The sequence below is a fragment of the Mucilaginibacter ginsenosidivorax genome, from assembly GCF_007971525.1.
Classification (GTDB): Bacteria; Bacteroidota; Bacteroidia; order Sphingobacteriales; family Sphingobacteriaceae; genus Mucilaginibacter; species Mucilaginibacter ginsenosidivorax.
In genome coordinates this window covers 3497724-3524662 of the sequence record NZ_CP042437.1, presented here as the reverse complement: position 1 = coordinate 3524662, position 26939 = coordinate 3497724, and the positions used below count along the sequence as shown (strand labels likewise).

The following is a 26939-nucleotide window of genomic DNA, read 5'->3' as shown; positions in this document are numbered from 1 at the left end:
AAAACGCGGCAAACGGAGGCGCCCCGGATGCCGGTTTAATAAATAAATATTTACCATAAAAACGATCGGAAAACGGTCACGAATTAATTTACGAAAATGAAAAGGACACTTTTAACCTTAACCACCCTGCTAATTTTATTTTTTGGTGCCTGCAAAAAAGACAACAGCAACACTCCCGGCGGTAACACCGGTAACGATACCTATCAACCGGTAAGTGCCGGCTCTACCTGGAAATACCGCACCACCGCCGTATCGCCAATACCCGGGGATAATACCGAAACACTGGACACCACCGAGAACACGATGACTGCCGAGATTAAAAAGATAGGGACAAAAAACTATCATGTATTAAGCTCGGTTGATAACGATGGCACCACCAAAACCTATCTCAATTTTGAAAATCATGTGTACAGCACCATCCAGCTTGACGATGAAACCGACAAGCAGTTTGACCTTCCTTATCTGAACGATAATGTTGAGGCCGGTACAAGCTGGACAACCGCTCTTGATTTAAGCGACGCTGAAAACCAGGTTGACGCCCGCCTAAAGACTACCATTGCCGAAAAAGGTATCTCGCGCGTTATTCTCGGGAAAAACTACACAAACTTAATTCATAGTAATGTGGAGCTGCAGGTTAAAATTAACGGCGTATACACCACGCAGTTTACCCAGGAGTTTTATGTAGCAAAAGGAATTGGAGTGGTTGCTGTTTATGCAAATACAGGCGGCAAGGTGATTTTAAAATCAGAGATTTTTAGCTACAAAATAAAATAGCTAAACTGCTGTGTCCTGTTATCGGGCACGGTTGCAGATTTCCATTTACCTATGAAAATCATTTCTTAATGTTAAACTTAACAAAAGAGGGCGGCCCGCCATAAAGCAAAGCCGCTCTCTTTTTTTTAGCATTGGAGTCTCTTTTAAAACGCCTGTCAATCTTTAGAAAATCAAACAAAATCCCGCTTAACATGCGCACTTTCAAAATGATAAGTTTATATTAGCCTTTACTAATTAATGCCCTAAATTGATTTCACTTATTTGCAAATTTGCCCTTGCGCTATTTTTTCTTATCCTAACCACAACCGCCATTCACGCGCAAAACAGGGTTAGTTTAGAGGATTCGCTAAAAACCCAAAGTGATGCCAATGGCCTTTTAAATTCAATTTTCAGCAGCAGGAAGCCGGCTACAGCCGATACCAGCCGGCATGAAAAAAACTTTTTTTGGGCGGTATTGCCATCAGCCGCTTACAACCCAAGCGTTGGTTTTGCCATAGGCGCAACATCTGCTGCGGGTAAGTATTTTGGCGATAGGCGTAATACCATATTATCGGTAATGAACGCGGGGGCTTATATATCTACAAACGGCCTCTCCACACTTGAATTTAAACACAATGCCTTTACTTCAAAAAATACCTGGAACCTGCAGGGCACTCTACAGGTAGGCAAAACCATAGCCAAAGATAATGGGCTGGGTACCGGCAGGCGCAGCGTTGGCGACGGCCCCTTTCATATGGGCGACAGGCATTTTGATGATAACCCCGACGAGTTTCCGATCAGGTACACCTATTTAAAAATCAACGAGCGCATTTACCGCAAAATAACCGACCACATTTACATAGGGGCTGGTCTTAGTTTTAATTTTTATGATAACATTGATGATAACCGAAAAAACATCCCGGTTGAAGAAACGCACAACTACCGTTATAGTATACGCAAAGGTTATTATCCGTTTAAATACAATGCCAACGGCATCCTGTTAAATTTTCAGTATAACAGCCGCGATCAGCCCAACCGTGCGTTTAAGGGTATTTATGCCGATATAATTTTGCGAACCAACCAGGGCTGGCTGGGCAGCAACCATAATGCCGTGCAGCTGAAAGCCGAATTCAGGAAGTATTGGAGCCTGAGCGATACCGACCCAGAAAACGTTTTTGCTTTTTGGCACTGGGCCAACTACCTCCTGAGCGGATCGTTACCTTACCTTGAGCTGCCAGGCACAGCAAGTGATGCTTACGGACGTATTGGCCGGGCGTTTATAATAGGACGGTTTAAAGGGCCATCCTTTGTTTATAACGAGGCTGAATACCGTTTTCCACTCACTAAAAACAAATTGCTAAGTGGCGTTACTTTTGTAAATATCGAATCGGCCAATAACCAGCGTGATATCAAATTATTCAGGTACTGGGAGCCCGGTGCCGGTTTTGGGCTAAGGTTGCTGTTTAATAAATACACCCGATCAAACATGTGTTTTGATTACGCCCGCGGCAGTTATGGCTCCAATGGCTTTTTTTTAGGGCTTAACGAAGTATTTTAGATACTTTATTTACACATAAAATCATCCTGTTACCTATAAAGCACAAATGGTTTCATTTTTGCGAGGGAAAAGCGAACAGTTTTAACCTTAACAAAAATGCGCGTTCCATTTACCCCTGAGCTGCTTGGCAACCTGATAGAAAAAGGATACAGCTATCTTTTAGTAAATATTAACAGCCAGCTTACCGACGAAGCTGTTACCATTACCATGATGCCTGTAAAGCAAAAACCAGCACTAAACAACCTGCCCGATGGCTACGAAACCTTTTATAAAATTACCCGCGAACCGATGCAACTGGCCTGCGGTGTAGATAGCAGCAATATTTTTATTGAATATCAAACTATTGATAACACCATTACCCAGGACGAATTATTTGACGACCGTTATTTCAGGATGAGCGAAGATTTTTTCAGGCAGGTATTGGAAAGCTTGGAAGATTACGCGGTAATTACTACTGACACCAATGGCGATATCAACAGCTGGAATACTGGCGCCGAAAAGGTGTTGGGCTATAAAGAGCCTGAGATTTTAGGCAAATGCGCCGATGTGTTTTTTACCCCGGAGGACGTTGCAGCAGGCGTACCGGAACAGGAGTTAAAAACTGCCTTGAAAGAAGGCCGCGCTATTGACGAACGCTACCATATGCGTAAAGATGGCACCCGTTTTTGGGGCAGCGGGCTGGTATTCCCGCTACATGATGATCAGCACCGGCATCGCGGATATACCAAGATTATGCGTAACCTGCGCGAAAGGGAACAAGCGCAGGAACAAAAAGTTCCTGAATAAAAAAGGAGCGCAAATTGCGCTCCTTTTTTATTATGTCATGATCTAAGCAGTCCCAAATTACAATGAATCGGTTGAAGTAATACCGCCTTGTTGTAAGGTATGCTCTTTATTAATCAGCGGCGAGCCCTGGGTGAAGATGCCCATTATAAATAACGCGCCACCAAAAAGTACCTGCGGAATCCAGATTTTTGAATGAAAATCGTATACCCATGGTGAGCACATTAAAAACGAACCCATAATTACATCGTTTACATTATGCATGCTCATCGGGAATACTTTTAAAAAGCCCAGTTTGTTATTAGCAAAAATAGCCATGATCAGTTGCAGCCATCCTATAATTAACGGTAAAAATAACGCCGCGCCACCAATGTGCAAGGTATCAAATGTCCACAGTGTCGAAATTAGTAAAAGGGCAATTACATAATTTAAAACTGCATAAGTAGTTGTAGGAATGAAGCTTTTCATTGTTGTAGCTATTGTGTGTTGTAATTATATTAATGTACGTATGTTAAAAACCGTTTCAAAGTTAAACATTTATACAGTTTTTTGATATTTAAAATAAGCTGTAACGTTTTATATTACTTAAAACATTACCTTTAATTAATTGCTTTAGTAATTCGATTCAAAGATAAGCGTTTTAAAAAATAAAGCAATTCCTTTTCTTCCTTTAATGGCGGGGCAAAAGAAACTCCCGGCTAAATACCATTTTTAATACAAATTAAACAAGGCTGCCAAATTTGCTGGCCTATTATTAACATCTATAAAACAGAAATCATCATGAGCAAGGACAGACAAGCCGTAAAAGAAAAAAAGAAACCTGCCGCCGAGGGCGGTAAAAAAGCACCGTCTGATTATCAATCGGGCAAAGCCAATGTGGTAAAACCCATTAATGCCGATAAGAAAAAGTAGTTTTTTAGCGGGCAAAGATTTTCGGACGATTTATCTCCGAAAATAAAAAGTGTGGAGGGTCTCGGAACAATTTATCCGCAACCATTAGCACGACCATTATATTATGTCATTGCGAGCGGTAGCGTGGCACTCCCGTCGGATGCATAGGGAATTTGCATAGTTTGCGATTGCTTTGTTCCTTATAATGAGGCATTTGTAAGTTACTGATTGCCACCATAAAATATCCGTCATTGAGGCACGAAGCAATCCCCGACATGCTAAGTCCTACATAGTTCGGGATTGCTTCGTGCCTCGCAATGACGGTGGTTTGAACCATTTTTTACCAAATCCGTTGCACGTCATTACTATTTTTTTCAGCCTGGCCGGTGGTTACTCGCAATGACATGGTTTATTTCTCGTTTCCGTATCTGTTGGTTCAATCCCCGGAGCCAACTTTTTATTTCCTCTCGCCCTGCAAGGTTGATGCAATCTGTAATGCTTTATAGGCGTTTACAATGCCGCCGGTTTTGCTTAGGGTGGTAAAATCAACCTTTTCGGTTTTGCTGCCGGGTTTGTAAACCATGGTGCCGGTTAATGGCGTTGCCGATGCCAGGATCACCTGTTTTAGCTGTTTGGCGCTTAATGTTGGGTAGTATTCCAACAAAAGAGCCGCAATACCCGATGTTATAGGTGCCGAAAAACTGGTACCATCCTCGGTGTTAAACTCCGCATCAGTATCAACAGTGGTAACCTTTACACCTGGGGCAAAAACATCAACCATTTTTTTGCCGTAGTTGCTAAAGTCGCCGGCCAGGTGATCGCCCAATTTGGCAGATGAAGCGCCTACGTTAATCAGGTTATCTGCATCTGTTGATGAACCATCGGCAAATAAATCATTCGGATAATCGGGGTTCTTATCCATATCGTCGTTATCATTTCCGGCGGCCAGCACCAGCAGCACATCTTTTGAGGCGGCGTACTTAAACGCGTCATCAACCCATTGCTTATGTGGCGATAGTTTTTTGCCAAAGCTCATGTTAATGATTTTGGCCCCGTTATCAACCGCGTAGCGGATGGCGTTGGCCACATCTTTATCGTACTCATCGCCATTGGGTACCGTTTTAACGGCCATAATACGCACATTATCGGCCACACCATTAATTCCGTAACCGTTATTGCGTACAGCGCCAATAAGCCCGGCCACGCCTGTACCGTGCGATGCATCGGCAAATTTCAACAGGTTATTACCGTAAGGCTTATGATCCATACTATCTACATTGTCGCCAACAATTCTTTTGCGGGCTTCCAGGTCGGGCGCAAGGTCATTGTTCAGTTTGGCCAGATATTCGCTCAAATCCTTAATAATTTCGGCATTGGTTTTATTGCCGCCTTCCTGTGAAAATATGGTTGTCCAAACATATTTACTCTGGCTTAAGGTGTCGTTGGCGGTTTTCATGTTCACCAAATCCGTTTCCCTAAAAGTGCCGTTTGCCCCTATTTTAAGTGCTTGTTTAATATATCCGCTGGTTGCCATCAGCGCGTTCATGATAGGCTGTAGCTGCGTGGTTTCGGTAGTTGCCTTGTTCAGGGTTGTATCATAAACAGTTTTAACGCGCTGCCAATAAGCAAATTCTTTCTTGTTGGTAGCGGTGCTATCGGTAGCATTTGCGTACTTGCCTTTCAGCTTATTATACTCGCGCACCTCCTCGGTAGTCTCGTTAAAATCGGCTTTACCGCCGGCGCCACCCAAAAAATTCCAGCCATGTATATCATCCACGTAACCATTATGGTCGTCATCAATACCGTTACCCGGAATTTCCTTTTTATTTACCCATAAAATACTTTTCAGGTCTTTTTGCAAGGTGTCAATACCACTATCCAGCGTGGCCACCACCACTGTTTTACTCTGCTTGCCCTTTACAAAAAGATAAGCCTGTTTTAAGCTTATACCAAAGTAGCCCTCGGTTTTAAGATCCATCAGGTGCCAGAACTTTGGCGGTTCGGGCTCGGACTTTTTCACGGCCTCCTGAGCCGATACCGATATGGTTATTGTTAGTGACGAAAATAAAAAAGCGCTTAAAATAAGTGGACGAAAATTGAACATGTACAAGTATTAGAAAATAAAAAAATTAGAGATCGAATTTGATCCCCTGAGCTAATGGCAACGTTTTTGAATAATTAATAGTATTGGTTTGCCTCCTCATGTAAACTTTCCATGCATCAGATCCCGATTCGCGGCCGCCGCCGGTTTCTTTTTCGCCGCCAAAGGCGCCGCCTATCTCGGCACCCGATGTACCAATGTTTACGTTGGCAATTCCACAATCAGAACCAGCGTAGGATAAAAATTGTTCTGCCTCGCGTAAATTATTGGTCATAATGGCCGATGACAGGCCCTGTGGCACCCCATTTTGCAATTCAACAGCCTCTTCGATGGTTGAATATTTAATCAGGTATAGTATTGGGGCAAAGGTTTCGTGTTGTACAATTTTATAGTGGTTTTCTACCTCGGCAATACAAGGCTTTACATAACAGCCCGATGCATAAGCATCGCCTTCCAGCTTGCCGCCTTCTACCACAAAGTTTCCGCCTTCGGCTTTACATTTCTCAATCGAATCAAGGTAAAGCGCAACAGCGTCGGTATCAATAAGCGGCCCCATGTGGTTGTGCTCATCCAGCGGGTTGCCAATACGTATCTGGCCATAAGCGCTTACCAGCTTTTGTTTAAAGGCATCGTAAACACTTTCGTGAATAATGAGCCTGCGTGTGCTGGTACAGCGCTGTCCGGCAGTGCCCACCGCGCCAAATACGGCGCCGATTAACGACATATCCAGGTCGGCATTTTCGGTAATAATGATGGAGTTGTTACCACCAAGCTCCAGCAGGCTTTTGCCAAGCCGCGCGCCAACTGCCGCGCCAACTGCTTTACCCATACGGGTTGATCCGGTGGCCGATACCAGCGGTATCCGGGTATCATTGGCCATCAGTTCGCCAATGTTACGGTCGCCGTTAATTAAATTCAAAACGCCATCGGCTATGTCGTTCCTTTTTAAAACCTCCTGCGCTATGTGCTGGCACGCAATAGCGGTTAAAGGTGTTTTTTCGGATGGTTTCCATATACTTACATCGCCGCAAACCATGGCCAGCAGCGAGTTCCAGCTCCAAACGGCCACCGGAAAATTAAAAGCCGATATAATACCAACAATACCCAGCGGGTGGTATTGCTCATACATGCGGTGCTCCGGCCTTTCGCTGTGCATGGTTAGCCCGTATAGCTGGCGGCTCAGGCCAACGGCAAAATCGGCAATGTCAATCATTTCCTGCACTTCGCCCAGCCCTTCCTGCAGGCTTTTGCCCATCTCGTATGATACCAGGGTACCCAAGTCCTGTTTATTGGCACGCAGGGCCTCGCCTATCTGGCGTACTACCTCGCCGCGCTTGGGAGCCGGCGTTGTACGCCAGGTTTTAAACGCAGTGGCTGCCTGCTCAACTACCTGATTATAATCGGCTTCGGTAGCAAATTTAACCGACGCTATTTTTTGGCCGTCAACCGGCGATGTAATATTTTTTATTGCTGCACCAGCGCTGCTGCCCCAGTTGCTGCCTGTACTAAAAGCATCATTTACATCGTTTATATGTAAACGTTTTAGAATGTCTGTTATATCAAGGCCCATAATTGTTACTTTTGCCAAAGGTAGAAATCTTTGAAGCAATTTTTTGAATTGCGGGTTTTAATGATTACTGTTAATTATCAATGCTTTGTAATTAACGGTTGTTAACAATGTTTGAATGTTGAAAACTTATTTGCAAATTGGTTGCTTAGTTATTTGTATTTTGACTTCAATAAGTCTTTACAAGACAATTACAATTGTTAACCTAAAGCGGATGTTCTGCAAACAAAATTGAATGGAAGAAGAATTTGAATTTGGTTTTACTGAAGATCCCAAATTTTCGGTAGAACGGTACGAGGAAATGATTCGAAATCAAGACCAGTACTTTTTTGATGCCCAGGCGTTTGAGAACATTATCGACTATTACATCGAAAAGAATGATCCGGCCAGGGCGCTACAGGTAGCAGAGTATGCGCGCAATCAGCATCCATTTGCAGCGGTATTTTTAATTAAACAGGCCCAGTTACTGGTGGTAGGCAATAAAGTGCCCGAAGCATTTGCCGCGCTTGAAAAAGCAGCCATGCTTGAGGCCTCGGATGCCGATATTTATATCATTCGCGGCAACCTGTACGAGAGTATGGAGCGTTTTAGCGAGGCCCTGGAAAATTATGAAAAAGCCCTTGGCCTGGCCGAAGAAACCGACGAAATACTGCTGCATATAGCCTACGTTTACCAAAACATGGGCGATTATGATACCGCCATAAGCTATCTTAAGCTATGCCTTAAGCAAAATATGGAAAACCAGGACGCCCTTTACGAACTGGCATTTTGCTACGATGTAATGGATAACCAGCAGGAAAGCGTACAGTTTTATCAGCAATATATCGATAACGAACCATATAGCTATGCCGCCTGGTACAACCTGGGCAATGCCTATACCAAACTGAGTTTGTTTGAAAAAGCTATTGATGCTTATGACTATGCCATCCTGATTAAAGATAGTTTTGCATCGGCCTACTTTAACAAGGGTAATGCCCTGGTTAACCTGGAAAAATATGCCGAAGCTATTGAAGTATATCGCCACACCTTTGAGTATGAGCAACCCAATGCCGATACTTATTGCGCTATAGGCGAGTGCTACGAGAAACTGGAGCAGATGGATGACGCCCGTGCATTCTATAAAAAATCGGTGAAAATGGATCCTAAACTGGCCGATGCCTGGTTTGGTATCGGGGTTACGCTTGATTTTGAGGAGCGCTATTTTGAGGCGCTGCATTTTTACAAAAAAGCCCTTGATTTGGATATTGCCAATGCCGACTACTGGTTTGCCATTGCCGATGCCGAATATAAACTGGGCCACATGACCGAAGCCGAACAAGCTTACGAAAAAGTGGTTGAACTAAACCCGCTGGATATTGATGCCTGGCTGGATTACTCATCTATATTGTATGAGCAGCAACGCTTGGTAGGCGCTATAGAAATCATATCACAAGCCATAAAAAACAACCCCGAAGCTGCCGAGCTTTATTACCGGATGGTTGCCTACCTGTTTGCCAAAGGCGAATACAATGAAGCACTAAACCACCTGGAAATGGCCCTCACCAGCGATCCGGAAAAGCACTATATTTTATTTGATTACCTGCCCCAATTACAAAAAAACAAAGTGATTGTGGATATTATTAACAGGTATACAAAGTAGATCGATGTGCAGATATGCAGATTTCAGATGTGCAAATGAAAAAAAAAGAAAAGGGGATAATGATTTGATTGGCAAATCGTTATCCCCTTCTTCATTATGGCTTTCCATGTTTGACAAACCAATTTATCTGCACATTGTATTGTTTGCATCTTGATTAAGCAGGTTAATAGATTTGTAAGATTTTTTTAATCCAAAGAATCTGATAAATTCAAAAAATCCCAGTTCAGAAAAAGTCATTTGCATATCTGCACATTTGAAACGGCGAAGCCCTCAACGAAGTTGACCTGCACATCTACTTCTTAGTCGTAATTTTTACCACGCCATTGATGCCTTTGTCGCCATATATGTCTATCGCTGACCTGTCTTTTAATATATCAATACTTTGAATGCAGTTTACGGCTATGTTTTTTACACCGGCAGCGGCTATCTCTTTACCATCAAGCAAATAAAGTGGCTCGTTGGTCTTACTGTCTCTTCTCATCGTGAAATAGCCCTTGTAATCGGCATCCCCAGCAATATGGCCTTTAAATGTATCTTGGGAGGTTACAGTCCCCGTGTAGGATGGGGTATTATCTTTTAATGGCATTACTTTGCCGGTTTTGTTTTCAGTGGCCTTGGCTGGCTTGTTATCATCAGCCAGTTTAAAGCTGATGGGGACAGAATACTGTACCCGCACAGCCTTGCCTTTTTGGGTACCCGGCGACCAATTGGGCGACATTGCCAGTACCCGGAGTGCTTCGGCATCAATATCGGGGCTTACGCTCCTGACAATTTTGTTGCCCGAAAGCGAGCCGTCCTTTTCAACCACAAATGTAATGATCACCCGCCCTTGTATTCCTTTTTCGCGGGCATCTTTTGGATAACGAATATTTGCTCCGAGGAATTTGATAAATGCCCCAACCCCTCCGGGGAATTCAGGTAAGTGCTCAACCGAGGCAAACACGCTATTGGTTGAATTTGGCGGTAATTGCTCAACTACAGGTGGCGGATCGCCTTGCTGGCCTGCGTCTGCTGTTTTATCAGACTTGTCTAACGTAAAAGCTATAGGGACAGAAAACCGTGTACGTACTTTATGGTGATTTTGTATCCCTGCTTTCCAGGTGGGCGACAGTTTTAAAACCCTTATCGATTCTTCATCAATATCGGGGCTTACACCACGCACTACTTTAATGTTCGACAGGCTGCCATCCTTCTCTACTATAAAGGTACAAATTGCTTTTCCCTGGATGTGCTGCTCCCTGGCTGTTGCAGGATACCGGATATTTGATGCTATAAATTTACCAAAAGCCCCAATACCTCCCGGAAACTCAGGCAATGTTTCTACCGATGAAAACACATCATCGCTTGTAGTATCGGCCAGGCTTTTAATTTCGCCCCCTTTTATCGGTTCGTTTTTACCAAGTACGGTTGATAGATCGACCTCTGTTGCCGGCGTAATAAAAATCTCCTGAGCTTTACTATTGATAGCCGTAACGGCCTGGCTATTATTGATGGTAGCAGATGACAAGATCAACATTAAAATGAACAGCGGTGCAGATAAACCATACTTAATAAGTCTGATACGCTGCGACTTATTTTTTTGCAGCATCATGATGCGCTGTTTTAATAAGCTATGATTAAAAAAAGGATTCACCAGCCGGTGGGTTGGCGTATTAAACGTTTGGCTTAATAGTAATAGGGCGTATTCGGCTTTGCTTGTACCGGCCTGCACGGCCTGCCTGTCGGCAATGTATTCGTGAATATGCTTAATAGCAATACGATACAGGTAAACAACCGGGTTAAACCAGTTAATAATCATCACCATTTCTACAAGAAGCACATCGGCCGAATGCCATTGTTGTGCGTGTACCTGTTCATGAGCTTCAATAACGGCATTATCCGGGCTCTCTTCATTTAACTTTACCGTTTTAAAAAAAGAATAAGGCACCTCGGCTTTAGGCATCCGCATAACCCGGCGCAATTTAAACAGCTGCAGGGTAAGCTTTGCCGATAAAATCAAAATACCCAGTAAATACAGGGAGGCCAATATTTCGCCCATTTTAATGTGGCTGTTTTCGGTTGCACTAAGCTGGTATTGAATTGCGGGAAGGTTATAAATGGTATATTTTACCTGCTGGGTTATAAAAAGGTTTTGCACCCAATCGGCCTGTATAACGGGTATAAAAAATGAAAGAAGGGCAGCCGTGACAAGATAAATCCTGTTTAATTGAAAAAAGGTTTCTTTACGCAGCAACAAAACATAAAACGCGTAAAATAAAACCAGGTAAATGTTTACCAGTAATAAATATTGCCACCAGCTCATAACTATTTGTCTTTAAGTTTTTCAATCAGTTTCATGATCTCATCAGCCTCTTTAAGGTCAATTTTCTCTTTCTTCACAAAAAAGGAAAGCATCCGGTTAACCGAATTATCAAAATATCCGCTCAGTAATTTATCCGATGCAAAATCCTGGTATTGGTCTTTACTTACTATGGGATGGTACTGGTGGCTTTTGCCAAATGCAGTGTGCCCCACAAAGCCTTTTGTTTCAAGTATCCGGATAATGGTTGATACCGTATTATAAGCCGGCTTTGGCTCGGGCAGCATATCAATAACATCTTTTACGTAAGCTTTTTCAAGCTGCCATAATACCTGCATTAATTGTTCTTCGGCGCGGGTTAATTCTTTAATTTCCATGTGCGTTGTGTAAAAAAATGCCAATGTTTGTTTAAAATCACATTGGCTATCAAATTGGTTAATCTAAGTTAAAAACTATAAACCAAAATAACAACTAAAAGCTTAGTTTTGTTTTATTAAACATTAAATCCTCATCTTCGTTATGTTACTTTATACCCAATTATAAATGAATATAACCTTTCACGGCGCTGCACGTAATGTTACCGGCAGCAAACATCTTATCCGCCTAAAAGATGACACCTCTATATTATTAGATTGCGGCATGTTCCAGGGCATGGGCGATCAGTCTGACAACCTGAATGAGCATTTCGGGTTTAATCCTAAAAAGGTTGATCACATGGTATTATCGCACGCGCACATAGATCACTGCGGATTAATACCCCGGCTGGTGGCCGAAGGTTTTAATGGCCCCATTTATTGTACACCTGCCACTATGGATCTTGCCCGTATCCTCCTCATGGATTCGGCACATATCCAGATGCAGGATGCCGAGTATAGCAACAAGCACCGCGCACGCAAAGGTTTGCCGCTGCTTGAGCCACTTTACACTGATAAAGAGGCCATGGATGCACTAAGGCTTTTTAAACTTGTTGAATACAACGAAGAGTTTGAGATTACGCCGCACGTAAAACTAAAGCTTACCGATGCCGGGCATATTTTGGGCAGTGCGGCAGTACACTTGGCAATTACCGAGGATGGCAAAGTTACCCATATTACCTTTAGCGGCGATGTTGGCCGTTATGATGATATGTTGCTGAATGATCCACAGCCGTTTGACCAGGCCGATTATGTTTTACTCGAATCCACCTACGGCGATTCGTTACACAAGGACCAGGGCCCGATTGAGGAAGCTTTATTGGAAATTATTAAACAAACCTGCGAGGTTAAGGGTGGCAAAGTTATTATACCAGCTTTTAGCGTTGGCCGCACGCAGGAACTGTTGTATGCATTAAACTCCCTGGAATTGAAAGGAACGCTGCCCGATTTGCATTATTATGTAGATAGCCCTTTATCAGAAAAAGCGACGGAGGTTTTAATGAACCATCCCGAAGTGTATAATAAACAGGTTAAAGCGGTACTAAAGGTTGACGCCAATCCTTTCGGTTTTAAGGGCTTGCGTTTTATCCAGTCAACAGAAGAATCCAAGGCGCTGAATGATGACCCGAGACCTTGTGTTATCATTTCCTCATCGGGCATGGCCGAGGCCGGGCGTGTTAAGCACCATATTAAAAACAACATCAACAATAATAAAAACACCATCTTGATGGTAGGCTACTGTGAACCAAGTTCCCTTGGCGGGCACCTGCTTGCCGGCGACCATGAGGTACGTATTTTTGGCGAAATGTACCAGGTGAATGCCGAAGTACGCTCGATAAGATCAATGAGCGCCCATGGTGATTACGATGACCTGCTGCACTTTTTGGCCTGCCAGGATCCGGCGAAAGTAAAAGAAGTTTTTCTTGTTCATGGCGAATATGAGGTTCAACAACATTTTAGCAGCAAGTTAAAAGACAAAGGTTTTACACGGGTCGAAATACCTTACCAGCACCAAAAGATTGAGTTAAAATAACTGGAAAAAATTCTTTTATTTTTAGAAAATTTTCTATATTTGGATTTGATATTAAAAACAATGGCAAAAGATAAACCACAAACCGGCAAAAAAAAATCTCCTGTAATTTATAAGGATACCGAAATGGTAAGCGTTGTAAATGATTTTGAAGGGGTCTATATCCGCCAGCCAAAGTATACAGATGCCATCAGCTTACTCAATACTTCAAAAAAAGGCCTGGAAGCAAAAACCGCACTTGATTTTTTGGCATTATCGGGTTTTACACAAGATGAGTTCCAGGAAACCTTTAAAACCACAGTTAAAACTATCCAAAACCATGTTAATAAGGATTTAAAACTGGATGCTTCCTTAAGCGAAAAACTACTTAAATCATTTGCATTGTTTGATACCGGTATTGAAATATTTGGCTCTGCTCAGGCTTTTCATAAATGGCTTACTACTCCGGCTTATGGGCTTGGTAACCGGTTGCCTTTTGATATGATGGATACAATCACCGGTATCCAACTTATCGAAGAAGAGCTTATCCGCTTACAATTCGGCGATCTGGCTTAAGATGCTGGTTTATCGTATCGCCCTCGAAAAGTCTGCGTACAAACTTGTCGCCTCGGGCAGGGCAGCCCGCTGGAATCCCAATGATGTGGAAATGATATATACCGCATCGTCCCGCTCACTTGCCTGCCTCGAGAATGTTGTTCACAGGAGCCAGGCCGGGCTTACCCTTGTTTTTAATGTGATGACAATCGCAGTGCCGGATGGGTTAACCATAGTCAGTATAAAAAAGGAGGATTTACCACTTAATTGGCTGGAATACGACCAAATGTTGTACACCCAGCAACTGGGAGAAAAGTGGATCAACGAAAAACAATCGGCTATATTAGCCGTACCATCCTCGATAATTGAAGAAGAAATAAACTACCTGATCAACCCAAAACACGACGACTTTAAAGCTATCCGCCTGGTTAAAACAGAACCATTTGCATTTGATAAACGGATAAAGCAATAAAAAAGCGATGAGATAACCCATCGCTTTTTTTATTGTGGCTTGATATAATTCAATCAATTAAAATCCCCGCGCCGGTTGTGGCTTAGGCAATTCTTTACGTGGTATCATTTCTGCACGCTGGCTGGTATTGTATACAAACGACGCTATGATGGTGGCCGCCTGTTTCAAATCATCTTCAACCAGGCGGTCAAAGGTGTCCTGGTTACTGTGGTGCGTGCGCGAGCCATAGTCAATGGCGTCCTGGATAAACTGAAAGCCAGGAATACCCACTGCATCAAACGATTGGTGATCGGTACCGCCTGTATTGCTAATAGTAACGGTAGTGGCGCCAAGGTCTTTAAACGGCTCCAGGTACGATTTAAATATCGGCCCGGCGGCAGAGTCGCCTTGTAAGTAGATACCCCTTATTTTACCGGTACCATTGTCAAGGTTATAATAAGCCGATAGCTTGGCTTGCTCAGGTTTCAATTCCATTGTTTTGGGGTCGCCAAAGTGGTTAAGTACATAACCGCGCGAGCCAAATAATCCTTGTTCTTCCGAGCTCCATAATGCAATGCGGATGGTACGTTTGGGTTTAAAACCAATAGCTTTCAGGATGCGCATAGCCTCCAGCATCACCGCGCTGCCCGCCGCGTTATCTGTTGCGCCGGTACCGGCGTGCCATGAATCAAGGTGGCCACCTATCATTACCACCTGGTCTTTTAATTTTTTGTCGGTACCTGGTATCTCGCCAACTACGTCATAACCTTGCAGGTCATCGGTAAAAAATTGGGTTTTAATATCAGCTTCAAGCTGTACCGGCTTGCCTGCGTTTACAAGTCGTAAAATACGTTGAAAATCTTCGCTGCTGGTTTCCAGCTCGGGCGCAACGGCTTTCGCGGTATCCGCATATGATGCGCCGTTAGTAGTAAATACGGTACCGTCGGTACCGCGGGCCTGGCTTAGTACAAGGGCAACTTTCTCGGCCTGTAAAAAAGTCCCCAATGAGGCCCTGAATGCGCGTTGCTTACGCATAGCTACAAACTGCGGCGAATTTGGATCAAATGCATTACGCTGGCGTGCAGGGGCCATAGTAGCCTTTTCCATTTTATCAAGCTCATCATCGGTGTAACGGGCCGCATCTGATTTAAATGTACGCTCGGTAAGTGGTTTGGTATCAAATATCACAATTTTACCGGCCAGCTTGCCTTTGTATTTTTCCAGCTCGGCGGCCGAATCGGCTTTTACTACCATTACGTCGCCTTTGATTAAGCCACCTGTACCTGGGGTCCATGCTTTAGGGATAGCTATAATGGCATGATAGTATGGTACGGTAATAGCCGCGTAGTTTTTTTGAACTTCCCAACCCTTGCCAAATTTACCCCATGATTCCAGTTTGGCATTGGCTACGCCCCAGGTTTTCAATTGTTCAACGGCCCAGTTCTGAGCGCGTTTTAAACCCGGCGACCCTGCCAAACGCGGGCCGGATACATCGGTTAAATAAAAAGCGGTTTCCATCACTTTAGAATGGTTAAGGCCTTCCTCACGGATTTTTTGAACAATTGCAGGATCGACGGTTTCCTGGGCGAACAACTGCGCACTTATGCCCGCGGAAAGCAGGCATGAAAAAAGTAGTTTTAGTTTCATAGTTAATAATTAATAAGATCAGTTAATAACAAACCTATTTATTAATCAACAAAAAACCGCGGCCATGCTTTAACAAAGTTGTTACATGTAATTTTTTTTGGGGTATATTTGGATTGTGAGCAATTTTAAGCTGGATAATGTTCCGTTTAACGCCCGAGCTGTAGTTGAAGCGGCAAACGGCAAAGGTTTACTATCGCCAACTTACCTGGCAGGAAAGATTGCAAATAGCTAATTACTTAAACAGCATCGTTTATAATTATCCTGAGAATGATCCTCCTAAAATGGATAAAACTGTTTTTAGCATGAGGATGAAGGAAAATAACGCAACAACATCAAATAATTAATTTACATAGCCATGCTCCAAAAAGCCATCCCCATCCTGGCATCATTAAATGCCGAAGAAACCATCAGGTTTTATACCGAAAAGCTGGGCTTTACATCGGTTGCCAACTGGGATGGTTATGTTATTTTTAACCGGGACGAAATCACCATTCACCTTTGGCCTACCGATGATCCTGAAGTTCCTAAAAATACCGGTTGTTATATTAACGTAACCGAGGTAGATAAGCTATATGCCGAATATACGCCTCAAGGCGTAGTTCACCCCAACGGCAAGCTTAAAAACATGCCCTGGAAAAGGCGCCAGTTTAGCATCCTGGATAACAACGGTAATATTATTCATTTTGGAGAAGATACTTCGGGCGAAGTATAAAACCAGACTGAACTTTAATCAAAAACTTCCACATCATCGTCATGCAATGCCCAAACCATATAGGGATGGGTATCGGCATGGTAAATATGTCCATCGGCAGAAATGCCGATAATACCGGCAAAACCATCGTAGGGTTTCATTTCATCTAAAGTTTTCCCGGCAGCAACAGAAATTGGCAAACCATCGGTAACCCGGGTAACAATTTTTGTCGCTACCGAGCCGCTCACAATGTCCTCGCCAACGCCCGTACAGGATACTGCTGCAAAACCATTGGCATAATTGCCGGCAGTAGTTGCCGAATCGCTTACCCGGCCCGGAATTTCGAAGCCTTTGCCGCCAGTTGATGTCGCGGCTGCCAAGTTGCCATAAAGATCGAGCGCCACACAGCCAACAGTGCCTAACCTGATGGAGTCGCTCAGTTTCTTTTCGTATTCATGCCTGCGTTGCGGCGTTTCGGGGTTATAATAGGCAACACCGTTGTTGGTGGCAAAGTCTTTGGCGCCTTTGCCGCTCAAAACACGGTCGTCATACGCCATTAGCTTTTCGGCTATACATATGGGGTTTTTTACATCTTCGATGTTGATAACACCAGAAAATTTTTGTGTTTTACCATCCATTAATGAAGCACTCAGGCGAATTTTGCCATCACTCTGGATCTGCGAACCGGTACCGGCATTAAACAGGTCGCAATCTTCCAGCAGCCTAACGGTGTACACAACTGTTTCAAGCGCGGTATGGCTTAACAGGTATTTATGACCCGCCTGCACAATATCTTTTAAAGCCTGTTGTTTGGCCTGTTTTACTTCCTGGTTAGTTTGCGATTCGCTAAAGAAACCGCCATGGATAATAATCTTCATTTTGAATAATTTAAATGATTCAAAAATTAGTGTAATATAAACGCTTTGGGATAGGTTTATTTGAAAACGACCCGGCTAAACCCTCTCCTTTGGAGCGGGTTGGGTGAGGCTTTATTGCAAAAGGTCGCTATCGGGCGCGTGTATAAACACCCCCTCTTCAACCTTCACTGTTTTTTTAATCAATAGGCGATGTTGTGCCAAATCGTATTTATCATAGATAGACATGACGTGTACTTTTAAATTGTCGATAGAAACCGGCGAGCCAATTTCTACATCATAAATATTGGTAGCTACAATATTCCTGCCATCCACCAAAATAATTAAACCCGAACCAATGGCTTCCATAATGTTACCCTCGGTTATCAGCAAACCGGCGTCTTCGCCCAGGCCGATACCTAAAATGCCGGGGTTGGTAGCTACGGCATACATTAGCCGGCCAATACGGCCGCGTTGTACAAAATGCGTATCAACTATAACAGAATCTACAAACCCCAATCCCGCTGTTATCTGCACCTCGCCTTTAATAAGCGCCTCGTTACTTTGACCACGGTAAATCATATGGGTAGATGCCGCCGCTGCCCCCGCCGATGTGCCGGCTATCACAAAGTTTTCATGCAGATATCTCTTTTTCAGGATCTGTAAAAATTCCGTACCGCCAAAAATAGCCGTCAGCCTCAATTGGTCGCCGCCGCTAAACATAACCACGTCTGCTTTGCGGATGCGGTCTAAATATTCTTTTTTTGCTGCATCCTCGCGGCTTTTAATATGCAATACGTTAACGTGGGTAACATTAAGCTGCCCAAATGCTTTAATATACTCTTCGCCCACCAGCTCAGGAATTTGCGAGGCAGTGGTAATAACCTCAACTAACGAGCCATGGTGTTTAGCCGATTCGGTGATGATCCGCTTTAAAATGCCCTGTTCAAAAAATTTAATATAGTCAGGCTGCAAAATGTGTTCCTGTATGGTTACGTTACTCCCCATATCAACCGCACCGCCTATTATTATAAGTTTTCCTTTCGGGACAATCATTTCTTTTAAGTTTTGCGTTGATTGGGTTGGATTAGCTTGATTAGTTTAGTTTGCCCAAAAACAAAAGCAACCACTCTCTCAATCAACCTAATCCAACCCAATCAACTAATAAAACCACAAATTACGATAAAATGAACCAAAAACACAGTCTGTTATAAACAAATAATGCCTTTTTGCCTTTAAAAGTTTTATTTACAGTGTTAAGTTTTATAGTTTTAAAGAAATTAAGCCCTTAAAAAATTTTGAAGCAAGCCTATGAAGATTGAGAATATACAAGTGTTGCGCGGCCCGAACATCTGGAGCATAAACCGCAAAAAGTTAATACAGATGCGGCTTGACCTGCAGGAGATGGAACATAAGCCCACTAACGAGATTGATGGTTTTTATGAGCGTTTAGAAAAACTGCTTCCCTCGTTATACTCGCACCGCTGTTCGCCCGGAGTACCCGGCGGTTTTTTTCAGCGGGTTATTGCCGGCACCTGGATGGGACACGTTATTGAGCACATAGCCCTTGAAATACAAACCCTTGCCGGCATGGATACAGGCTTTGGCCGTACGCGTGAAACTAAAACAAAGGGGGTTTACAATGTAGTGTTTGCTTATATTGAAGAGAAAGTTGGTGCCTTTGCGGCAGAATCGGCCGTGCGGATTGCCGAAGCCCTGATAAAAGGTGAAGACTATAACCTGGAGGCCGATATACAGGAGATGCGCGAAATTCGTGAAAACACCCGTTTAGGGCCAAGCACAGGATCAATTGTAGAAGAGGCCATTGCGAGGGATATCCCCTGGATAAGGCTTAACAATCAATCGCTGGTACAGTTGGGTTATGGTAAAAACCAGGTTCGTTTCCGCGCCACCATGACCGAGAAAACCAGCAGCATTGCCGTTGATATTGCCAGTAACAAGGATGAAACCAAGCGCATGTTACAGGAGCAAGCCATCCCGGTTGCCAAAGGCATGACCATATCATCTGTTGCCGGCGTAGCCGAAGTGATCCGTAAAGTGGGCTTCCCGCTGGTATTTAAGCCGCTGGATGGTAACCACGGCAGGGGTATTTCTATCAATATTCGTACAGAAGAAGAAGCGATTGCAGCCTATGAACATGCCGCCAAAATATCGCGAAGGGTTATTGCGGAGCGTTTTATTACCGGCTATGATTTTCGCGTACTGGTAATTGATAATAAAATGGTCGCCGCCGCCCTGCGCGATCCGGCTCATGTAACAGGCGATGGCATATTAACCATACAGCAACTTATTGATAAGGAAAATACCGACCCACGCCGCGGATACGGGCACGAGAATGTATTAACACTGATTTCTATTGACCGGGACACGCTTGACCTGCTTGAAAAAAAGGGTTACACACTTGATACGGTGCCTGTCAAAGGTGAAAAAGTGTTTGTAAAGTCGACCGCCAACCTAAGCACGGGCGGCACATCCGTTGACGTTACCGACCATGTGCACCCACAAAACGTTTTTATTTGCGAACGCATCTCTAAAATAATAGGCCTTGATATTTGCGGCATTGATATTATGGCCGAAAACCTGCACGAGCCCCTTACCGAAAATGGCGGAGTAATACTGGAGGTTAACGCAGCACCTGGGTTCAGGATGCACATTGCGCCAAGCGAAGGCCTGCCGCGCAACGTTGCAGGGCATGTGTTGGATATGCTTTATCCTCCGGGCAAGTCGGCACGTATCCCTATTATTGCCATCACGGGCACCAATGGAAAAACCACAACAACCCGCCTGATAGCGCATATTGTAAGAAATAACGGGCACCGGGTAGGCTTCACCACATCTGATGGGATTTATGTACAAAACACCATGATGCTGAAAGGTGATACTACCGGGCCGGTAAGCTCGGAGTTTATCCTGAAAGACCCTACCGTTGATTTTGCCGTATTGGAAACAGCCCGTGGCGGAATCCTACGTTCGGGTTTGGGATTTGGTTTTTGCGATATTGGTGTAATTACCAACATCCAGGCAGATCACCTTGGCCTGGCCGATATTCATACACTTGATGACCTTGCAAGGGTAAAAGGAACCGTTTTAAACTCGGTAAAAAAAGATGGCTGGGGCGTTTTAAATGCCGATAACGAGTATTGCGTTCGTTTAGGCAACAAAGCCGATTGTAACATAGCCTATTTTAGCCGTAACGAAAACAATCCTATCATCAAGGCACATTGCCGCAAAGGCGGGATAGCTGCCGTTTGCGAGAATGGCTTTATTACCATTCAAAAAGGCGATTGGAAAATCCGTGTACAACGCACTATCCTTATCCCTTTAACTTTTGGAGGTACGGTGCCATTCATGATCGAGAATGTGCTGGCGGCCACGTTGGCTACCTTCCTGTGGGGTTTTAAAACCGAGGATATTAAAATGTCGTTGGAAACATTTATCCCATCGGCAGCGCAAACGCCGGGGCGCATGAACATATTTGAGTTTAAAGATTTCAGGTTCATGATTGATTTTGCGCATAACCCGGACGGCTTTAACGGTATCAAGGAATTTTTAAGGCATATCGACTCTCCATTGAAAATTGGCATTATAGCCGGAACCGGCGACAGGCGCGATGACGATATTCGCGAGGTTGGCAAAATAGCTGCCGAAATGTTTGATTACATCATCCTGCGGCAGGAAAAACACCTCCGTGGCCGCACCGAAGAAAACATATTAACCCTGCTTAAAGAGGGTATTTACTCTGTTGACGCCAATAAGCCTTGCGAAGTGGTATCAAAAGAGGTTGATGCCATTAAACACGCAATGAGCCTTGCCAAACCCGGCAGCTTTATAACCGCCCTTAGCGATGTAGTTGATAACGCCATTGAAACGGTGCAAAACTACCAGGAGCAGGAAAGGAACGGGTTGTTTAATTCCCCCCCCGCCCCCTGAAGGGGGAGCCTTTGATTTGCATAAACAACAAATCCCGGTTCAAAAGACCCGGGATTTGTTGTTTAATAGTGTTGGTGAATATGCTAATCAAAAAGTCCTCCCTTCAGGGGGCGGAGGGGGCTCCGCGTTTGGGCCTACCCTTTCACTCTTTCAACATAAGTTCCGGTAGCGGTATCAACTTTTACCTTATCGCCAATGTTGATAAACAGCGGCACACGAATCTCTGCGCCGGTTTCAACGGTGGCATTTTTTTGGGCACCGCTTGAAGTGTCGCCTTTAACGGCAGGCTCGGTATATGTAATTTCCAGCTCGGCCGATCCGGGGATTGAACCCATGATCGGCTCATCGCTTTCAAAGGCTACAATAACGTTCATCCCTTCTTTTAGGAACTTAACCGCCGGGCCAAATAAAGCTTTTGGAACGTTATGCTGATCATAAGTTGCGTTATCCATTACCACTAATGAATCGCCGTCCTCATATAAGTATTGATAATCGTTGGTTTCAACACGGGCTATATCAACCTCCTCGTCGGTGCGGAAACGGTATTCAACCAATTTTCCGGATTTTACGTTACGCATACGGGCCTGGTAAAATGCACGCAAGTTACCTGGTGTACGGTGCAAAAATTCTTCAACCTGCACTAACTCGCCATTAAAGCGAAGCACATTTCCATTTTTAACATCTGATGCTTTGGCCATAAAATAATATTGAGGCGCAAAATTAGAAATTTGATTTGAGATGTGAGATATGAGATGTGAGATTTTTACCGGGAAGATAGCCAGCGAATTACGGATGGAGGAGCAAGAAATAAGAACTGCGGTCGTTAATGAAAGGCGTATATAATAAACGTCATTGCGAGGCACGAAGCAATCCCCTACATGCTAAGTCCCACACAGTTCAGGATTGCTTCGTACCTCGCAATGACGATAGAGATAATATCTCAAATCTTACAGCGTAGCTATGTCAATCACAAAACGATACCTTACATCGCCTTTTTCCATGCGGGCATAAGCGGTATCAATCTCTTTGATATCTATCATTTCAATATCTGAAACAATTCCATGTTCGGCACAAAAATCAAGCATTTCCTGTGTTTCGGCAATTCCACCAATTCCCGATCCGGCAAGGCTTTTACGGCCGCCCAACAAGCTAAATGCCTGCACGCTGGCCGGTTCTGGTGGTACCCCTACACAAATATGTACCCCATTGGTGCGCAGTAACGACAAGTACATGTTAAAATCATGCGGTGCCGATACGGTATCCAAAATAAAATCAAAAGAGTTTTTGGCAGCTTCTATCTGCTTAGGATCGCTGGTAACCACAAAGTGGTGCGCACCTAATGCCTTAGCATCGGCTTCTTTAGCCGGCGATGTACTTAATACAGTAACTTCGGCACCAAAGGCAACACCAAATTTAACGCCCATATGGCCTAATCCGCCTAATCCTAAAACAGCCAGTTTATGGCCTTTACCAACTTTCCAATGCCTTAACGGCGAGTAAGTGGTTATGCCGGCACATAGCAATGGCGCAGTGGCGGCAAGGTCAAGCTTGTCAGAAATATGCAGTACAAAATCTTCGTTAACCACAATGCTGTTTGAGTAACCGCCGTAAGTTGGTGTTTTATGGTCTTGCTCCAGGCCGTTATAGGTTTGCGAGCTCCCGTTTAGGCAGTATTGCTCCAAATCCTGTTTGCAGTTTTCGCACACACGGCATGAGTCAACCAGGCAACCTGTTCCTGCTAAATCGCCAACTTTGAAGTTTTTTACATGATCGCCAACTTTTACAACCCGGCCAACAATTTCATGACCTGGCACCATCGGGAAAATACCCGGGAACCAATCGTTCTTAATCTGGTGCAAATCGCTGTGGCAAACACCGCAAAATAAAATATCAAATTGCACATCATGAGGCCCAACCTCACGACGCTCAAAATCCCATGGGGCAAGATTGGTAGTTGGCGATTGCGCCGCGTATCCTTTAACTGGTATCATAAGTAGTTGTTGTTTTTGATTACCTAAAGGTACAGGAATAGATTTGAGATGTTAGATATGAGATTTGAGATTTTGACCTGGAAAGATCGAATTATGACAATAATGTGTTGAGATAAAAATCGACGTATTCCTAAGAGAGATTTTCAACAAGAACCATTCAGACACTTCTGTCTCAAATCTCATATCTAACATCTCAAGTCTAATTTTTGTAATCCGATATATTCAGCCTATACTTGCAAAAGCCATACTCGTGTTCCTGGTTGGAGCAGATGATGGTGAGCCTGCCGGTAGCAAAACGCTCCACAAGGCTTAAGTACCAGTCAACGCCCTGGGCGTCAAGGTTTGATGTAGGCTCATCAAGCATCAACATTGGTGTATCAGAACAAAAGGCCAGGATAAGCTTGAGGCGCTGTTTCATGCCCGATGAAAAATAACGAATAAGCTTGTGTTCGCTTTTGGGGAGATTCAACAACTCAATCAGCTGCTTTTTATCAAGCCCGTGTTTGTAGTTTTTAAATTTGAAATGAAAATCGATCATTTCACTCAGCGTAAACTCCTCAATAACCTCCAAATATGGTGCGGCCAGGCTCAGGTAGTTAAACACCTGCGAAACCTCGATGGGTTTATCCTGGTAGGTATAATTTATTGTACCGATAGAGGGCGACAGGCTCCCGTTTAAAACCTGTAACAATGTAGATTTACCTGACCCATTAGGACCCAGAATAGCGTATGATTCGCCGGCAGTGAACGTATGATCAACTCCCCTGAAAATCCAGTCGCGGTTAAAGCGGCGGCCGATGTTGTTGAGGGTGATGGTCATATTTCTGAATCAGAATTTACAGAATTTTAGAATGTGCAGAATGAAAACGCGCTATTCGGACGTGGTATGCGATTCAGGTTTTACAGAATCGCACTTAGAAATTGTCTGAATCAGAATTTACAAGATTCTGTTAATCCTAAAATTCTGTAAATTCTGATTCAGACGACATTAACTATTCCCAAACCCTTTCATGATCCCTCTTTGAGAGTTTTGCAGGAAGTTGATGATCTCGTCGCGTTCAACACTTGGTGTAAACTCGGCTTCGATGATATCAAGCGCCTTGCTTACATTATATTTTTTAAGGAACAGGATCCGGTAAATCTCCTGGATTTCGGCAATGGTTGCTGCCGAAAAGCCCCTGCGGCGTAAACCTACGGAGTTGATACCCACATACGATAATGGTTCGCGGCCGGCTTTGGTAAACGGAGGTACATCCTTACGTACTAATGAACCGCCTGAGATCATGCTATGCGCGCCAATCTCTACAAACTGGTGCACGGCCGATGAACCACCGATGAAAGCATAATCGTACACATTAATGTGCCCTGCCAGTTGCACCGCGTTGGCTATAATTACGTTATCGCCAATAACACAATCGTGCGCTACGTGTACATACGCCATCAGCAGGCAGTTGCTGCCTATGGTGGTTGTGTTTTTATCTAAAGCGGTACCACGGTTAAGGGTTACGCATTCGCGGATGGTGGTATTGTCACCAATAGATACCGTACTTTGCTCGCCTTTGTATTTTAAATCCTGCGGCGGAGCCGATACTACGGCACCGGGAAAAATACGGCAGTTTTTGCCTATCCGGGCTCCATCCATAATTACGGAGTTGGAACCGATCCAGGTACCCTCGCCAATTTCAACATCCTTGTGGATGGTAACAAAGGGTTCAATCACCACGTTATCGGCAATTTTTGCCTGTGGGTGTATATATGCTAAAGGCTGGATCATGCTTCGTTTCCTTTTACTTTTACAATTTGTGCCATTAATTCGGCCTCAACAACAACCCGGTTACCTACCATACCCACACCCTTCATGGTTGCAATACCACGGCGGATTGGCGCCAGCAGATCGCAAATGTAAATGATAGTATCGCCAGGCACTACTTTGCTTTTAAAGCGCGCGTTCTCGATCTTTAAAAACAGGGTCAGGTAATTTTCAGGGTCGGGTACGGTGTTTAACACCAGTATGCCGCCCGTTTGTACCATGCCCTCAATTTGCAACACACCTGGAAATATTGGTGCCCCCGGGAAATGGCCTTTAAAAAACTCTTCGTTTATGGTTACGTTTTTAGCACCCACCACGTGACTTTTGGTCAGCTCCAATATTTTATCAATCATCAAAAAAGGTTGCCTGTGTGGCAGCAGGCCCATAATCTCAACGGTATCATACACCGGTTTAGCATTGGCATCGTAAACTTTAACTTGTTTACGGCTTTTTTCCTTTTTAATCAGGGTTTTTATTTTTTTGGCAAAGGCCACGTTAGCAGCATGACCGGGGCGGGCAGCCATAATATGGCCTTTAAGCGGTACACCAACCAGGGCCAAATCGCCAATCATATCCAGCAGCTTGTGCCTGGCGGGCTCGTTTTGGTGGCGTAGTTCGGCATTGTTTAAAATGCCCTGCGGCGCAACGCTAATGTCCTTGCGGTTAAACAGCTTGGCCAGGTGGGCAAGTTCTTCTTCGTCTACCTCTTTATCAACAACTACAATAGCGTTGTTTAAATCGCCGCCTTTTATCAGGTCGTGCTTTAGCAGCATTTCAAGCTCGTGCAAAAAGCAAAAGGTACGGCATGATGCAATTTCCTTTTTAAACTCGGTAATACTCGAGATACTGGCATGCTGGCTACCCAACACCTGCGAGTTGTAATCAACCATACAGGTAAATCGGTAATCGTCTAAAGGCATGGCAACCATTTCTACCTTACGGTCCGGCTCCGAGTAATGGATATTGTAAGGTATGTGGTAATATTCGCGGTCGGCATCCTGCTCGGTAAAGCCTGTTTCTGTTATAATATCAACAAACTGGATAGAGCTGCCGTCCATTATGGGCGTTTCAGGGCCATCCATGTCTATCAGCACATTATCAATTTCCATTCCTACCAATGCAGCCAATACATGCTCTACGGTATTCACGGTAGCCCCATTTTGAGAAATGGTGGTACCGCGCGATGTATCGGTTACATTATCAACATCGGCATCAATTATTGGCGAGCCAGGTATATCAATCCTCCTGAATTTATACCCATGGTTCTCGGGTGCCGGGTTAAAGGTCATGGTTACCCTTTGGCCGGTATGCAGGCCGGTACCCGAAACCGATACAGGTGATTTAATGGTTCTTTGTTTTACATTCATTTTTTTTAGTTCATTGGTTCACTGGTTCATTTGTTCATTGGTGAATAGTTTATTAGTTAAGTTCATTATTTGCCTGCGCAAAAGACCAATGAACCTTGAACTAATGAA

General features: G+C 44.0%; 23 protein-coding genes. 10 read left to right on the top strand and 13 right to left on the bottom strand.

The window, feature by feature from the left end:
• The first annotated feature begins 96 nt into the window (after positions 1-96).
• From FSB76_RS14730 to FSB76_RS14720, 3 genes are all read left to right on the top strand, one after another.
• Positions 97-774 carry a hypothetical protein gene (locus FSB76_RS14730; protein ID WP_147054560.1) on the top strand — a complete coding sequence of 226 codons (678 nt, stop codon included), beginning with the start codon at positions 97-99 and terminating at the stop codon, positions 772-774.
• A gap of 247 nt (positions 775-1021) precedes the next feature.
• Positions 1022-2311 (top strand): BamA/TamA family outer membrane protein, encoded by a 1290-nt coding sequence (locus tag FSB76_RS14725; RefSeq protein WP_147054558.1) that lies wholly within the window; start codon positions 1022-1024, stop codon positions 2309-2311.
• 96 nt (positions 2312-2407) lie between these two features.
• Entirely contained in the window at positions 2408-3097 is a 690-nt protein-coding gene (locus FSB76_RS14720) for a PAS domain-containing protein (protein ID WP_147054556.1), read from the top strand.
• 57 nt (positions 3098-3154) lie between these two features.
• On the opposite strand, the gene FSB76_RS14715 is transcribed toward FSB76_RS14720, so the two are convergent.
• Positions 3155-3562: an SPW repeat domain-containing protein gene (locus FSB76_RS14715; RefSeq protein ID WP_147054555.1), complete on the bottom strand. Its 408-nt coding sequence runs from the start codon at positions 3560-3562 to the stop codon at positions 3155-3157.
• Positions 3563-3874: 312 nt separating this feature from the next.
• Here FSB76_RS14715 and FSB76_RS32710 point away from each other — a divergent pair, with 312 nt between their 5' ends.
• A complete protein-coding gene (locus tag FSB76_RS32710; RefSeq protein ID WP_262713510.1) occupies positions 3875-4006 on the top strand; it encodes a hypothetical protein in 132 nt (43 codons plus the stop codon).
• A 436-nt stretch (positions 4007-4442) separates the two neighbouring features.
• Here the strand turns inward: FSB76_RS32710 and FSB76_RS14710 are convergent, their stop codons facing one another.
• Together FSB76_RS14710 and amaB are read right to left on the bottom strand one after the other, a co-directional pair.
• Complete coding sequence (locus FSB76_RS14710) at positions 4443-6089, bottom strand: S8 family serine peptidase (RefSeq protein ID WP_147054553.1); 1647 nt, start codon at positions 6087-6089, stop codon at positions 4443-4445.
• A 25-nt stretch (positions 6090-6114) separates the two neighbouring features.
• On the bottom strand, positions 6115-7656 hold the full coding sequence (amaB, locus tag FSB76_RS14705; RefSeq protein WP_147060986.1) for an L-piperidine-6-carboxylate dehydrogenase: 1542 nt from the start codon (positions 7654-7656) through the stop codon (positions 6115-6117).
• 232 nt (positions 7657-7888) lie between these two features.
• Here amaB and FSB76_RS14700 point away from each other — a divergent pair, with 232 nt between their 5' ends.
• Positions 7889-9292 carry a tetratricopeptide repeat protein gene (locus FSB76_RS14700; protein WP_090638257.1) on the top strand — a complete coding sequence of 468 codons (1404 nt, stop codon included), beginning with the start codon at positions 7889-7891 and terminating at the stop codon, positions 9290-9292.
• A 292-nt stretch (positions 9293-9584) separates the two neighbouring features.
• Here FSB76_RS14700 and FSB76_RS14695 read toward each other — a convergent pair whose 3' ends face one another.
• Both FSB76_RS14695 and FSB76_RS14690 read right to left on the bottom strand, forming a co-directional pair.
• Positions 9585-11594 carry a M56 family metallopeptidase gene (locus tag FSB76_RS14695; protein WP_147054551.1) on the bottom strand — a complete coding sequence of 670 codons (2010 nt, stop codon included), beginning with the start codon at positions 11592-11594 and terminating at the stop codon, positions 9585-9587.
• A 2-nt stretch (positions 11595-11596) separates the two neighbouring features.
• Positions 11597-11968, bottom strand: coding sequence for a BlaI/MecI/CopY family transcriptional regulator (locus tag FSB76_RS14690; RefSeq protein WP_090638409.1), 372 nt, complete (start codon positions 11966-11968; stop codon positions 11597-11599).
• Between the two features lie 166 nt (positions 11969-12134).
• Here FSB76_RS14690 and FSB76_RS14685 point away from each other — a divergent pair, with 166 nt between their 5' ends.
• Genes FSB76_RS14685 through FSB76_RS14675 form a run of 3 tightly spaced genes read left to right on the top strand, consistent with a single transcriptional unit; the run spans position 12135 to position 14541 of the window.
• Positions 12135-13538, top strand: a complete 1404-nt coding sequence (locus FSB76_RS14685; protein WP_147054549.1) for an MBL fold metallo-hydrolase RNA specificity domain-containing protein — start codon at positions 12135-12137, stop codon at positions 13536-13538.
• 60 nt (positions 13539-13598) lie between these two features.
• Positions 13599-14090, top strand: coding sequence for a type II RES/Xre toxin-antitoxin system antitoxin (gene parS / locus FSB76_RS14680; RefSeq protein ID WP_225976516.1), 492 nt, complete (start codon positions 13599-13601; stop codon positions 14088-14090).
• Position 14091: 1 nt separating this feature from the next.
• Complete coding sequence (locus tag FSB76_RS14675; RefSeq protein WP_147054547.1) at positions 14092-14541, top strand: RES family NAD+ phosphorylase; 450 nt, start codon at positions 14092-14094, stop codon at positions 14539-14541.
• 57 nt (positions 14542-14598) lie between these two features.
• Here the strand turns inward: FSB76_RS14675 and FSB76_RS14670 are convergent, their stop codons facing one another.
• Entirely contained in the window at positions 14599-16167 is a 1569-nt protein-coding gene (locus tag FSB76_RS14670) for a M28 family metallopeptidase (protein WP_147054545.1), read from the bottom strand.
• A gap of 355 nt (positions 16168-16522) precedes the next feature.
• Here FSB76_RS14670 and FSB76_RS14665 point away from each other — a divergent pair, with 355 nt between their 5' ends.
• Positions 16523-16879, top strand: a complete 357-nt coding sequence (locus FSB76_RS14665; protein WP_147054543.1) for a bleomycin resistance protein — start codon at positions 16523-16525, stop codon at positions 16877-16879.
• 14 nt (positions 16880-16893) lie between these two features.
• Here the strand turns inward: FSB76_RS14665 and FSB76_RS14660 are convergent, their stop codons facing one another.
• Both FSB76_RS14660 and FSB76_RS14655 read right to left on the bottom strand, forming a co-directional pair.
• Complete coding sequence (locus FSB76_RS14660; protein WP_147054541.1) at positions 16894-17736, bottom strand: isoaspartyl peptidase/L-asparaginase; 843 nt, start codon at positions 17734-17736, stop codon at positions 16894-16896.
• Positions 17737-17847: 111 nt separating this feature from the next.
• Positions 17848-18768 carry a cyanophycinase gene (locus FSB76_RS14655; protein WP_147054539.1) on the bottom strand — a complete coding sequence of 307 codons (921 nt, stop codon included), beginning with the start codon at positions 18766-18768 and terminating at the stop codon, positions 17848-17850.
• A gap of 255 nt (positions 18769-19023) precedes the next feature.
• Here FSB76_RS14655 and cphA point away from each other — a divergent pair, with 255 nt between their 5' ends.
• Positions 19024-21663: a cyanophycin synthetase gene (gene cphA / locus FSB76_RS14650; RefSeq protein ID WP_147054537.1), complete on the top strand. Its 2640-nt coding sequence runs from the start codon at positions 19024-19026 to the stop codon at positions 21661-21663.
• A 134-nt stretch (positions 21664-21797) separates the two neighbouring features.
• Here cphA and efp read toward each other — a convergent pair whose 3' ends face one another.
• The 5 genes from efp to FSB76_RS14625 all read right to left on the bottom strand — a co-directional run bounded on the left by efp (position 21798) and on the right by FSB76_RS14625 (position 26831).
• Positions 21798-22361 (bottom strand): elongation factor P, encoded by a 564-nt coding sequence (efp, locus tag FSB76_RS14645; RefSeq protein WP_147054535.1) that lies wholly within the window; start codon positions 22359-22361, stop codon positions 21798-21800.
• A gap of 249 nt (positions 22362-22610) precedes the next feature.
• Positions 22611-23654, bottom strand: a complete 1044-nt coding sequence (locus FSB76_RS14640; RefSeq protein WP_147054534.1) for an NAD(P)-dependent alcohol dehydrogenase — start codon at positions 23652-23654, stop codon at positions 22611-22613.
• Positions 23655-23853: 199 nt separating this feature from the next.
• Positions 23854-24474: an ABC transporter ATP-binding protein gene (locus FSB76_RS14635; RefSeq protein ID WP_147054532.1), complete on the bottom strand. Its 621-nt coding sequence runs from the start codon at positions 24472-24474 to the stop codon at positions 23854-23856.
• A gap of 168 nt (positions 24475-24642) precedes the next feature.
• A complete protein-coding gene (lpxA, locus tag FSB76_RS14630) occupies positions 24643-25428 on the bottom strand; it encodes an acyl-ACP--UDP-N-acetylglucosamine O-acyltransferase (RefSeq protein WP_090638506.1) in 786 nt (261 codons plus the stop codon).
• On the bottom strand, positions 25425-26831 hold the full coding sequence (locus FSB76_RS14625) for a bifunctional UDP-3-O-[3-hydroxymyristoyl] N-acetylglucosamine deacetylase/3-hydroxyacyl-ACP dehydratase (RefSeq protein ID WP_147054530.1): 1407 nt from the start codon (positions 26829-26831) through the stop codon (positions 25425-25427). Before FSB76_RS14625 ends, lpxA begins: the two co-directional genes overlap by 4 nt.
• Between the last annotated feature and the right edge of the window lie 108 nt (positions 26832-26939).

What these genes read in the sequence shown, in the direction of transcription:
- FSB76_RS14665 (WP_147054543.1), top strand. Translation starts at nt 16,523, where the DNA reads ATGCTCCAAAAAGCCATCCCCATCCTGGCATCATTAAATGCCGAAGAA.
- FSB76_RS14640 (WP_147054534.1), bottom strand. Translation starts at nt 23,654, where the DNA reads ATGATACCAGTTAAAGGATACGCGGCGCAATCGCCAACTACCAATCTT.
- parS (WP_225976516.1), top strand. Translation starts at nt 13,599, where the DNA reads ATGGCAAAAGATAAACCACAAACCGGCAAAAAAAAATCTCCTGTAATT.
- FSB76_RS14655 (WP_147054539.1), bottom strand. Translation starts at nt 18,768, where the DNA reads ATGATTGTCCCGAAAGGAAAACTTATAATAATAGGCGGTGCGGTTGAT.
- FSB76_RS14695 (WP_147054551.1), bottom strand. Translation starts at nt 11,594, where the DNA reads ATGAGCTGGTGGCAATATTTATTACTGGTAAACATTTACCTGGTTTTA.
- FSB76_RS14670 (WP_147054545.1), bottom strand. Translation starts at nt 16,167, where the DNA reads ATGAAACTAAAACTACTTTTTTCATGCCTGCTTTCCGCGGGCATAAGT.
- FSB76_RS14635 (WP_147054532.1), bottom strand. Translation starts at nt 24,474, where the DNA reads ATGACCATCACCCTCAACAACATCGGCCGCCGCTTTAACCGCGACTGG.
- FSB76_RS32710 (WP_262713510.1), top strand. Translation starts at nt 3,875, where the DNA reads ATGAGCAAGGACAGACAAGCCGTAAAAGAAAAAAAGAAACCTGCCGCC.
- FSB76_RS14660 (WP_147054541.1), bottom strand. Translation starts at nt 17,736, where the DNA reads ATGAAGATTATTATCCATGGCGGTTTCTTTAGCGAATCGCAAACTAAC.
- cphA (WP_147054537.1), top strand. Translation starts at nt 19,024, where the DNA reads ATGAAGATTGAGAATATACAAGTGTTGCGCGGCCCGAACATCTGGAGC.
- FSB76_RS14675 (WP_147054547.1), top strand. Translation starts at nt 14,092, where the DNA reads ATGCTGGTTTATCGTATCGCCCTCGAAAAGTCTGCGTACAAACTTGTC.
- FSB76_RS14625 (WP_147054530.1), bottom strand. Translation starts at nt 26,831, where the DNA reads ATGAATGTAAAACAAAGAACCATTAAATCACCTGTATCGGTTTCGGGT.
- FSB76_RS14715 (WP_147054555.1), bottom strand. Translation starts at nt 3,562, where the DNA reads ATGAAAAGCTTCATTCCTACAACTACTTATGCAGTTTTAAATTATGTA.
- FSB76_RS14690 (WP_090638409.1), bottom strand. Translation starts at nt 11,968, where the DNA reads ATGGAAATTAAAGAATTAACCCGCGCCGAAGAACAATTAATGCAGGTA.
- FSB76_RS14720 (WP_147054556.1), top strand. Translation starts at nt 2,408, where the DNA reads ATGCGCGTTCCATTTACCCCTGAGCTGCTTGGCAACCTGATAGAAAAA.
- lpxA (WP_090638506.1), bottom strand. Translation starts at nt 25,428, where the DNA reads ATGATCCAGCCTTTAGCATATATACACCCACAGGCAAAAATTGCCGAT.
- amaB (WP_147060986.1), bottom strand. Translation starts at nt 7,656, where the DNA reads ATGGGCCTTGATATAACAGACATTCTAAAACGTTTACATATAAACGAT.
- FSB76_RS14730 (WP_147054560.1), top strand. Translation starts at nt 97, where the DNA reads ATGAAAAGGACACTTTTAACCTTAACCACCCTGCTAATTTTATTTTTT.
- efp (WP_147054535.1), bottom strand. Translation starts at nt 22,361, where the DNA reads ATGGCCAAAGCATCAGATGTTAAAAATGGAAATGTGCTTCGCTTTAAT.
- FSB76_RS14685 (WP_147054549.1), top strand. Translation starts at nt 12,135, where the DNA reads ATGAATATAACCTTTCACGGCGCTGCACGTAATGTTACCGGCAGCAAA.
- FSB76_RS14710 (WP_147054553.1), bottom strand. Translation starts at nt 6,089, where the DNA reads ATGTTCAATTTTCGTCCACTTATTTTAAGCGCTTTTTTATTTTCGTCA.
- FSB76_RS14700 (WP_090638257.1), top strand. Translation starts at nt 7,889, where the DNA reads ATGGAAGAAGAATTTGAATTTGGTTTTACTGAAGATCCCAAATTTTCG.